The organism is Candidatus Cryptobacteroides sp. (assembly GCF_056207615.1).
Map to the genome: position 1 here is coordinate 47,772 of NZ_JBAEER010000043.1, position 9,772 is coordinate 57,543.

Annotated in this window: 11 protein-coding genes; 2 read left to right on the top strand and 9 right to left on the bottom strand. The window is 51.9% G+C overall.

The window, feature by feature from the left end; translation table 11 throughout:
• Nucleotides 1-41: 41 nt before the first annotated feature.
• The 4 genes from AC06ND_RS02780 to AC06ND_RS02795 form a co-directional block, all read right to left on the bottom strand.
• Complete coding sequence (locus AC06ND_RS02780; RefSeq protein ID WP_475677482.1) at nt 42-695, bottom strand: sugar transferase; 654 nt, start codon at nt 693-695, stop codon at nt 42-44.
• Between the two features lie 826 nt (nt 696-1,521).
• Nucleotides 1,522-2,034, bottom strand: a complete 513-nt coding sequence (locus tag AC06ND_RS02785; protein ID WP_475677471.1) for a UpxY family transcription antiterminator — start codon at nt 2,032-2,034, stop codon at nt 1,522-1,524.
• 6 nt (nt 2,035-2,040) lie between these two features.
• On the bottom strand, nt 2,041-3,252 hold the full coding sequence (locus tag AC06ND_RS02790) for an OmpA family protein (RefSeq protein WP_475677472.1): 1,212 nt from the start codon (nt 3,250-3,252) through the stop codon (nt 2,041-2,043).
• Nucleotides 3,253-3,350: 98 nt separating this feature from the next.
• Nucleotides 3,351-3,854: a L,D-transpeptidase gene (locus tag AC06ND_RS02795; protein ID WP_475677473.1), complete on the bottom strand. Its 504-nt coding sequence runs from the start codon at nt 3,852-3,854 to the stop codon at nt 3,351-3,353.
• Between the two features lie 274 nt (nt 3,855-4,128).
• On the opposite strand from AC06ND_RS02795, the gene AC06ND_RS02800 reads away from it, so the two are divergent.
• Together AC06ND_RS02800 and AC06ND_RS02805 are read left to right on the top strand one after the other, a co-directional pair.
• Entirely contained in the window at nt 4,129-4,695 is a 567-nt protein-coding gene (locus AC06ND_RS02800) for a hypothetical protein (RefSeq protein ID WP_475677474.1), read from the top strand.
• A 110-nt stretch (nt 4,696-4,805) separates the two neighbouring features.
• Nucleotides 4,806-5,390, top strand: a complete 585-nt coding sequence (locus tag AC06ND_RS02805; protein WP_475677475.1) for a hypothetical protein — start codon at nt 4,806-4,808, stop codon at nt 5,388-5,390.
• A 171-nt stretch (nt 5,391-5,561) separates the two neighbouring features.
• On the opposite strand, the gene AC06ND_RS02810 is transcribed toward AC06ND_RS02805, so the two are convergent.
• From AC06ND_RS02810 to rsxC, 5 genes are read right to left on the bottom strand one after another with little or no spacing between them, the layout of a single operon-like run.
• On the bottom strand, nt 5,562-6,161 hold the full coding sequence (locus tag AC06ND_RS02810) for an electron transport complex protein RnfA (protein ID WP_475677476.1): 600 nt from the start codon (nt 6,159-6,161) through the stop codon (nt 5,562-5,564).
• 2 nt (nt 6,162-6,163) lie between these two features.
• Nucleotides 6,164-6,745: an RnfABCDGE type electron transport complex subunit E gene (locus tag AC06ND_RS02815; protein WP_475677477.1), complete on the bottom strand. Its 582-nt coding sequence runs from the start codon at nt 6,743-6,745 to the stop codon at nt 6,164-6,166.
• Entirely contained in the window at nt 6,738-7,319 is a 582-nt protein-coding gene (locus tag AC06ND_RS02820; protein ID WP_475677478.1) for an RnfABCDGE type electron transport complex subunit G, read from the bottom strand. Before AC06ND_RS02820 ends, AC06ND_RS02815 begins: the two co-directional genes overlap by 8 nt.
• Before the next feature lie 3 nt (nt 7,320-7,322).
• Nucleotides 7,323-8,285 carry an RnfABCDGE type electron transport complex subunit D gene (locus tag AC06ND_RS02825; protein ID WP_475677479.1) on the bottom strand — a complete coding sequence of 321 codons (963 nt, stop codon included), beginning with the start codon at nt 8,283-8,285 and terminating at the stop codon, nt 7,323-7,325.
• 10 nt (nt 8,286-8,295) lie between these two features.
• Entirely contained in the window at nt 8,296-9,687 is a 1,392-nt protein-coding gene (rsxC, locus tag AC06ND_RS02830) for an electron transport complex subunit RsxC (protein ID WP_475677480.1), read from the bottom strand.
• Nucleotides 9,688-9,772: the final 85 nt, after the last annotated feature.

Here is a 9,772-nt window from a genome sequence, read left to right on the forward strand (position 1 = left end):
GGTATCAAGAATGTATTTTGTGAATTTGTTAAATCGAGAAACTAGAATTTCTTTCCAAACGCGATTGACTGGAAGGTCATCCAGAGTATCTTCATGTCGAAGAACCAGCTGCGATGGCGCAGATAGTAGAGGTCGTACTGGAGACGGCGCACCATCTTTTCGATAGTATCTGTGTAGCCATTATACAGGGTAGCATACGAAGTGACACCTGGACGGATCTGATACAGATAGTAGTAACGAGGATCCTGCTCCATGATCTGGTCAATGTAGAACTTCCTCTCCGGACGATAACCGATGAAGGCCATCTTGCCGGTAAATACGCACCAGAGCTGAGGGAGCTCATCAAGATGATGCTGACGGAGGAACTTACCCACCTTCGTAAGGCGAGGATCGTCGTCACCCGAATAGAGAGCCGGTCCAAACTTCTCCGCGTCAAGACGCATTGAACGGAACTTGTAGATCCAGAAAGGTCGTCCGAAACGTCCGATACGCTCCTGCTTGTAGATTGCCGGTCCATGGTCCTCGATCTTGATTGCGATGTAGCAGATAAGGAAGAGAGGAGAGAACACCAGCAAAAGACCTGCAGCAAGCACACAGTCGACTGCACGCTTGAGGATACGCTCGAAATCGCTCATGCCGTCCGGTATATAATCGTCGGTCTGATTTGAAACCTGCTGGATAGCCTGTTGAGACATGCTGCCGAAGGTCACGTCATCGATACGCGGAGAGTTGAGAATATGGATACCCTTCTCAAGGCACATAGGGATAAGTCCGTCTTTCTCGCCAAGCGCATCCGCATCGGTAGAGAAAAGAACACACTGCGCACCAAGCTGGGCCTTCAGCTCACCAAGAGCCTCTGCGTCTTTCACGAGGTATATTTTTCTGTCCTGGAGTAGCTTTCCGGCTACGGCTTCGTCAGAAGTGACAAATCCAAGGATGTTGTAATTCGGGGAGTACTCAAGTCTCGTAACCATCGCTACGGACTTATTCGACACACCATACACAAGGACACCGAGTTTAGACACATTCGCCTCAACGTCATCTGCATTCATGTTCTGGAAAGCCACGATGATGATGACTCGGAACATGATGAGAGAGAACAAGGAAAGAAGTGCATCAAGCATGACGACCTCGCACTCAATCGTAAGTGAACTCAGATTATAGTGTTTGAATACCCTGGCGAAGATCAGAATCACAAGAATCGCTTCCTTCACGATAACAGCAAGAGCCAAGTTACCGATGGAACGATATGTACTATGCCTGATGATTATCTTGCTAGTCTTGCACAGGAAGAAGCCGATAAAGGAAGCTATCAGCGCAAAGACAGTCCAGATATAGACGAAGTGTTTAAGACTGCCGAACGGATCGGAGAAGAAGCGAACAGCAAAGACTGCAAACATCGAGGCGACGGCAGACACGACCAGATCGAGCACCAGAACCATCCATGTACTGGCAAATCGCTCCGTTTTGTATTTGTCAATGAATTCAGGCATATAGGGGAATATTGAATCGTCGACAAAGTTATAAAATTTCCAGATAACTCTTCGGAATCTGGACTTTAGCTCGCAACAAATTACCTATGCTGACAAAAACATAGGTCCTGTTAGGTAAAGAAAGGACCTCGCCTTCAACGCCGGCGAGGTCCCCTTTTATGACTCTCACGCGACCACCAGGGATGAACTGAACGTCATCCTCGCAAAGTGCATCAGGATCAAGATCCATCACACGGATGAAATCATCCATCTGCTTGTCCGGTACTTGGAGCAAGGTTCGTGTACTGTGATCGATGATGTAACTCATCGGAAGTCCACGACCGTTAACCAAGGCCAAGGCACTCTGCTTTGTGGTGCGTAGAAATATCAGGTTTCGAATTACGGGGACTTCTGTCCTGGTCTTGCGGCCCCCTCTCTCGCGAAAAGTCTCGCGTGTCGGGATGAAGCATTCTATATTGCAGGCTCTCAGTTCCTCGCGGACCTTGAGTCCCTGACACCACCTCGTGCGGGCAGCAAACCAGGTTTCAGTCTCCGAATTCAAATCAGATTAATGTTCGATCAATACTGAACGGTCGAGCTGTGGATCCTCGAAGCTGTCGATGATGAGGATATCCTTAAGCTTGAGCCTGTCCTCAGAGATACCATACTTGTCAACGAGGAGCTTCATGGTCTTCTCTACACGCTCCCTAGAGAGGCGCTCGTTGATCTCCTGAGTACCGGTTGACTTATCAGCTGAACCAGTGAAGTAGAATACACGCTCAGGATCCTTCTTGATTACAGTCTCGAAGTAGTATGAGAGATGCTTCTGCTCAACCTCTGTAAGATCAGAGCTACCCCTGTCGAAGAAGAGAGTAAGAGGAGCCACGCCGAGAGGAAGCTTTACATATACGGTATCGGAGTTGTTGACAACTGGCTTCTGGCAGTCAGCAAGCTGATTCTTGAGGTTGTCGTTATCCTTCTGAGCAGCTGCAAGTGCTGCCTGAGCTGCTGCGAGAGCTGCGAGAGCCTCGTTGTTGTCATCCTTAGCGACACCACGGTCCCAACCTACCTTACCGAGGTTGACCATGAGACCTGCTGATACAGAAAGGTCGCTGGCGATTCCGCCGCCCTCCCAATCATGGTAACGACCAGAGAACATAAGTTCGCGAACGTCGATAGTTGCATGGAGCCTCTTGGTAAGACGGAGAGTATTGAAGAGACCAACACCGAAACCAATCTCGTTATCGTACTTATGGACATTGTTCTCAGGTTTGCCATTATATCCCATAGTAGGATCGCTCACATTAAAGATGCGAAGGGCACCAACATGAAGATAAGGTGCAACATTCCAGAACCTCTTCTCCTTGTAACCCCATACGGTATTGGTGAAGTTCCACATGAAATCACCATGCACATACCAGAAACTATACTTTGCAATCATAGGATCAGTTGATCCCACAGAAGCAGCACCATCCTGCTTACCCTGAAGGCCCTGGTAACCAACGCGGAGACCGAACATAGGATCGATCCACTTACCTACATAAAGACCTGCATACGGAGCAAACTTGCCTGAATAACCGGCCTCTTTGTTCATGAAGATGTTAGCACCGGCGTCAGCACCGATGAACCAATTGTCCCAGAGACCATTTGCGAGATATGGACCACGAACGATCTTGCAGTTCTCGTCCCTGTTCTCGTCGTTAGGACTTACCTTTGCGAAAGCTGAAGCACTGAGTGTCAGCGCGCACACAACACAAATAAAACTTTTCAACACTTTCATAGTTTAGTTTATATAAAATTACACACTATTCTTAGTCGAACGGCAAATATATAGCCTTTTTTTCATAAGTCAAAGACTATTACGCCATTAATTGCAATTTATTCCACATTGAGAGTCGCAGCATATTCAGCATTTGCCGAAACATCCTCCGTCGATGGCAGAATCACGACAGGCATACCAATGTACGAAAGCCGCACGATTCTCCTTATATCTTCATTACGTACGCGCACGCAACCCTCGGACGTACGCTGTCCGATCTCATTCGGATGCTTGGTGCCATGAATTCCTATCCTGTGTCCAGGAGGATAATCCAGGCGTATGAAGAACGGTCCATAAGCATCATACTCGACGCTCACTCCGTCCGCAAGGGTATGCGGCCACTGCGATGAATTTTCAATGCTCCGCACCCTGAATACGCCCTCCGGCGTGCGGTCGTCCGCATCAGTCTGCTTGTCTCCAAGCTCTCTGCCGGCCGTAATCGGAACCGAAAGCAGGGTATCAGAACGGAAGCTTAGCACAGAAAGCTTCATCTTCGCCTTGTCCACGACAATCATCGCCGCGTTCCTCTGCGCCAGGTACACGCTATCTCTGAGATAGAACAAAGTCGTGTCTTCGGCCGGAAGACAGGTCCACGCCTCCACATCGCTCTGCTCACGACCTTCATCTGTCCTCCCAAAGAAAGAACATGAATAAAAAATAGGAAAAAGCAGCGCGAGTAAGGTTAAGTATTTATACAACAATCTCATTGATAGGTGCTTATGCCTAAAGGCGGGCGCAAAGATACCATTCTTTTTTCATATTTCAAGAAATTGTATACCTTTGCAATGACCTTACGAGGTCACAATAAGATTGAAATTAACCTAACATCAGAAAAGAATGAAAAAGTTTTTCGCAGTTATCGTGCTCGCAGTTGCAGTTGCAACCAGCGCATTCGCACAGCCTAAGGCCATCGGTATCCGTGGCGGTTACTCTGGAGGAGAGGCTTCTTACCAGCACTATCTTGGCTCTCCAAACTTCATCGAAGTAAATGCAGGTCTTGACTTCATCGGCAACCTCGGCGGTAAGGTCAGCGCACTCTATAACTTCACCTTCGCACAGCCAAACTGGACCAGCCGTGGCGACTGGGCTTGGTACGCAGGTGCAGGTATCACCACCGGTGTCGTTTACAGCAACTGCAAAGTAAAGGGCGAGAATGTTGAGGTAAAGAGAGGATTTGAGAAGGGTTTCATGATCGGCGTTCCTGTTCAGGTTGGCCTCTCATACACCTTCTGGTTCCCACTCCAGCTTTCTCTTGACCTCCGTCCTAGCATCGGCGTTCATATGCACAAGGATTCAGTCAGCAACGGTGAGGTTGTCGTAAAGGACAACAAGGTACACACCAACTTCTACAAGCAGGGTATCTTCGGTGCTATCCCTACCCTCTCTGTACACTACGCTTTCTAAGCTAGTCCGGGTTTAACCCAGCGATCATAGAATGGCTGCCTCGAAAGGGCGGCCATTTTTGTTATATATGAAAGTTTCATATCTTCGCAGTGACAAAAGAATAAGATCTTATGTACAGAAGAATAATCTCGACCATCATCGCCGCCATCGCCATTTCTGCAATAGCTGCGGCACAGCCACGAGCAATCGGACTCCGACTCGGCCCCGTTGCCGAACTCTCATACCAGCACACTCTCCCAATCTCTGACTCATTCATTGACGCCACCATCGGTCTCGACTACATCGGCCAGCCTGGCTTCAAGGGCACAGCAACATGGAACTTCATCATCGGCGACCCAGCGTGGAGCGTGCGCGGACAGTGGGCCGCATACGCTGGTGCCGGTCTCAGCATAGGATACGTCAACGATCAGGTCAACTACAGTTTCATCGACGACGTCAACAAGGTCGTCATCGACAGGAGGATCAATGAAATCGGAGCCATGGCAGGAATCGCCCTTCAGGCCGGAATCGAGTACACTTTCTGGTTCCCACTCCAGCTCTCGATCGATCTTCGCCCTATCGTCGGTCTCCACTTTGCGAACCGCACCAACCGTTTCTACGACGGCCACCTCTACAAGGCAAATCACAGTGCGAACTTCTACCAGGACGGTTTCTACGGACTGATACCTACCCTCTCCGTCCGCTACGCCTTCTAAAAAAACATAACTCACAGGCTATCAGCTATATAGCAGAAGGACGGCTCCCCGCAAACGGGGAGCCGTCCTCATATCAAAACGCTGCAGATCAGCGCTTTACGTCCGCACCGAGCCGAGCCAAGCCGCGCCGAGCCGAGCCGCGCGCGAACGAACAATCGCGCCGAACAGCGATTATACCATTCCTGAGAAACCCATGAATGCCATCGCGAGGATGCCGGCAGTCACGAGAGCGATAGGAATACCCTTGAATGCCTTAGGCACGTCATTGAGGGAAATCTGCTCGCGGAGACCAGCGAAGAGCACCATTGCGAGACCGTAACCGAGAGAAGTCGCGAACGCGTAGACGGTAGCCTCACCGAGGTTGAAAAGGTGAGGGGCACCACCGGCGAAAGTGAACTCCTTGGTAACGACGTTGATTGACACACCGAGAACCGCGCAGTTGGTAGTGATGAGCGGAAGGAAGATACCGAGAGCCTGATAGAGGCTAGGGCTGATCTTCTTGAGCACGATCTCCACCATCTGTACGAGCGCCGGGATCACGAGGATGAAGGCGATGGTCTGGAGGAACTCGACATGGCAAAGGAGAAGAAGCTTGTTCAGGAGGAAAGTCACGATAGTGGCGAGAGTGATGACGAAGCACACTGCACCAGACATTCCGACAGCTGTGTCAAGCTTGTTCGACACACCCAGGAACGGACATACGCCGAGGAACTGGGAAAGCAGGATATTGTTGACGAATATCGCTGAAATGATGATGAGAATGTATTCCATGACTATTTATCTGTAAGCTTCTTGAATACTACGATAAGGTATGCGAGGGCGATGAACGCACCTGGAGCAAGCACGAATGCGAGAGCACCATCCACCGGAGCAAGCTTGAATCCGAAGATCGAGAGGCTGCCGAGGAGCTCACGGATCAGACCGAGAAGGGTAAGGGCCATGGTGAAACCGAGTCCGATACCGATACCGTCGAGAGCCGAGTCACCGACGCTGTTCTTGTTTGCGAAAGCCTCAGCACGGCCGAGGATGATACAGTTCACGACGATGAGCGGGATGAAGAGGCCGAGGGTCTCATATACCGAAGGAACGAACGCCTGCATGAGGAACTGGAGCAAGGTCACGAAAGTCGCGATCACCACGATGTATGAAGGGATGCGGACCTTGTCAGGGATGAAGCGTGCGATCGCCGAGATCGTCATGTTGGAAAGGATGAGCACGAACATGGTCGCAAGACCCATGCTCATACCGTTGATGGCCGAAGTGGTAGTCGCCAATGTAGGGCACATACCGAGAAGGAGCACGAAGGTAGGGTTCTCCTTTACGAGGCCTTTGGTGATAAGCTGAAGTTTACTCATTGTCCTGTCCTCCATTGTTTGCGTTAAGGATCATGGATACCTTCACGGCATTTGCAACCGCGAGAGTATATGCGCGAGAGGTGATGGTAGACGCTGTGATAGCATCGACGTCACCGCCGTCCTTCTTTACCACGAGAGTCTTCTCCGATGGGTTCCAGCCAGCGAACTGGTCGTGGAACTTAGGCTCGGTGCACTTAGCGCCGAGACCTGGAGTCTCAGAGTGGCTGAGGACTGAAGTGTTGTATACCACGCCGTCGGTAGTCACGCCCACCATGAGGGTGAGAGCGCCGCCGAAGCCGGAAACCGTAGACTGGATCGCATGTGCGAGAACCTTTCCTGAAGCATCAGAAACCTGATAGTAAGGATATTTGCTGCCGTCCATGTCCACGCTGAGCTCCTCATACGAATCGAATGCAGGAACGACCTCGGCGATTGCCGCGTTGGTCTTAGCAAGAGCTGCCGCATCGATAGGACCTTTGGTGAGCACATACACGCCTGCGAGGAGTGCAGAGCAGACCAGACAGATCACAGAAAGGCAAAGAGCCATGTTCTTCAATGTAGATTTCACTGCCATAGCCTATTTCCTCCCGTATTTTTTCTGGTGACAGTACTTGTTGATGAGCGGAACTGTCGCGTTCATGATAAGGATCGCGAAGCTGACGCCCTCTGGATATGATCCGAAGTACCTGATAAGGACGGTGAGAAGACCGATGCCGACACCGAAGATGATGCCGCCCTTCGTGCTCATCGGGCTGGTCACATAGTCGGTAGCCATGAAGATGGAACCGAGGAGCACACCACCGGTGAGAAGTGCGAAGATTGGGTCCGGATACTTTGCAGGAGCGCAAGCCCAGAAGATGAGAGCCACCACAGCCACGGTACCCCAGATGCTGAGGGTGATGTGTGGACGGATCACCTTGCGGACGAGGAGATATACGAATCCGAGCAGAAGCGCGCATGCGGAAATCTCACCTGCAGAACCGCCGATGTTATAGAAAAGGGTCTGAACATAGCTGATGCCCTTGATTGCCTCTACGCCACCCTCTGCATAAGCACCGAGGAGAGTCGCACCCGAAACGGCGTCAGTCGCATGGATGAAGCCTGCAGGGACGGTCCAGTCGGTCATGTAGGTAGGGAAAGAGACAAGGAGGAACACACGACCTGCGATGGCAGGGTTGAACATGTTCTGTCCGAGACCTCCGAAGGTCATCTTTGCGACGCCGATAGCGAAGATGGCGCCGATGACGATCACCCACCAAGGGCAGGTAGGAGGCACGTTGAGTGCGAGGAGCACGCCGGTGACCACTGCAGAAAGGTCGCAGATGGTAGCCGGACGCTTGAGAAGGAACTTCGAGATAAGGTACTCAAGTCCCACACATGATATTACGCTGACGGCAAGGATGAGGATCTCAGACCATCCATAGAAGAGGACAGAGACCAGAGCTGCCGGAAGCATTGCGATCACCACGTCCCTCATCAGGCTCTGGGTAGAGACTGAAGTATGGACATGAGGTGATGGTGAAACCAATAACTTGTTCATAGCTTACCGATTATTTCTGTGATGCCTTTGCGGCCTCGGCTGCAGCCTTGGCTGCCGCTGCGCGTGCACGCAGGATGCCGAGCACCTGGCCCTTGGCGATGTTGATAGAATCAAGGAGTGGAATGCATGCAGGGCAGGTGAACTGGCAGCTGCCGCATGAGATGCAATCCTGTACTGCGTTTGCCTCGAGCTCATCCATCATTCCGTTCTTCGCGAGCTTGTTCAGGAGGAATGGCTCAAGTCCCATAGGACATGCCTCAGCGCACTTGCCGCAACGGATACAGTTGCTCTGCGCTGCCCTCTTGGTAGTCTTCTCAGAAAGATAGAGGAGAGAAGACGAGCCCTTGACGGTACATGCATCGAGGTTCGCGATTGCCCTACCCATCATAGGACCGCCGCTCACTACCTTCGCTGCGCCCTCTGGGACACCACCTGCGTACTCGGCAATCCAGCTGAGCGGCATACCGATACGGAAGAGGTAGTTGTGCTGCTTCTCCACCGGGAGACAGTCGCCTGTGATGGTCATGGTGTTGGTCACGAGAGGCTTGTTCTTCTGAACTGCCTCGTATACTGCGAGAGAGGTAGCGACGTTCTGTACGACTGCACCTGCGCTGATAGGGAGCGCACCGCTGCCGACCTCGCGACCCATCACAGCGTTGATGAGCTGCTTCTCACCACCCTGTGGGTACTTCTTCATGAGCACCATCACCGAGATGCCAGGATAGCCGAGCTCAGAGACAGCCTTGTTCATGGCTGCGATAGCCTCAGGCTTGTTCTCCTCGATGCCGATCACGCATGGACATCCGCCGAGAACCATCTGCATGATGGCCGCACCGACGACGATCTCCTTGCTGCGCTCGATCATGATTCGGTTGTCACTGGTAAGGAAAGGCTCGCACTCCGCACCATTGAGGATGAGGCACTCAGCCTTGCTCCCTGCTGGTGGGTTGAGCTTCACATGAGCAGGGAAGGTCGCACCGCCGAGGCCGACTACGCCACCCATCTGAATCTTCTTGAGGACCTCGGCCTTGTCGGTAGGGATGGTAGTGACGAGGTCGGTGCTGAGGTCGATGCCCTCTGCCCACTCATCACCCTCCACGAGGATCTCGATATGGTTCTGGTTGTTGCCGGCGATGTCCTTGCGAGGACCGATGCTCTTCACGGTACCGCTCACTGAGCTGTGTACATATGCAGAAAGAGCGCGCGGAGCTGGTTCCGCGATCACCTGACCGGCCTTCACCTTGTCACCAACCGCCACGACAGGCTTTGCCGGGGCGCCAAGATGCTGGGCCATTGACACATACACGGTCTGTGGAAGAGGCAGGACCTCGATAGCGCAATCGCGCGCGATCTTGGAATCATTGGGGTGGATGCCACCCATCGAGAATGTTGTCTTAGCCATTGTTTTCCTCCTTCTTTACGGGTTCAGCTTCGGCTTGAGCGGCGGCAGCTGCAGCTGCGGCGGCTTCTTTTGCCTTTCTTGCCCT

What these genes read in the sequence shown, in the direction of transcription:
- AC06ND_RS02825 (WP_475677479.1), bottom strand. Translation starts at nt 8,285, where the DNA reads ATGAACAAGTTATTGGTTTCACCATCACCTCATGTCCATACTTCAGTC.
- AC06ND_RS02780 (WP_475677482.1), bottom strand. Translation starts at nt 695, where the DNA reads ATGTCTCAACAGGCTATCCAGCAGGTTTCAAATCAGACCGACGATTAT.
- AC06ND_RS02810 (WP_475677476.1), bottom strand. Translation starts at nt 6,161, where the DNA reads ATGGAATACATTCTCATCATCATTTCAGCGATATTCGTCAACAATATC.
- AC06ND_RS02815 (WP_475677477.1), bottom strand. Translation starts at nt 6,745, where the DNA reads ATGAGTAAACTTCAGCTTATCACCAAAGGCCTCGTAAAGGAGAACCCT.
- AC06ND_RS02820 (WP_475677478.1), bottom strand. Translation starts at nt 7,319, where the DNA reads ATGGCAGTGAAATCTACATTGAAGAACATGGCTCTTTGCCTTTCTGTG.
- AC06ND_RS02800 (WP_475677474.1), top strand. Translation starts at nt 4,129, where the DNA reads ATGAAAAAGTTTTTCGCAGTTATCGTGCTCGCAGTTGCAGTTGCAACC.
- AC06ND_RS02790 (WP_475677472.1), bottom strand. Translation starts at nt 3,252, where the DNA reads ATGAAAGTGTTGAAAAGTTTTATTTGTGTTGTGTGCGCGCTGACACTC.
- AC06ND_RS02805 (WP_475677475.1), top strand. Translation starts at nt 4,806, where the DNA reads ATGTACAGAAGAATAATCTCGACCATCATCGCCGCCATCGCCATTTCT.
- rsxC (WP_475677480.1), bottom strand. Translation starts at nt 9,687, where the DNA reads ATGGCTAAGACAACATTCTCGATGGGTGGCATCCACCCCAATGATTCC.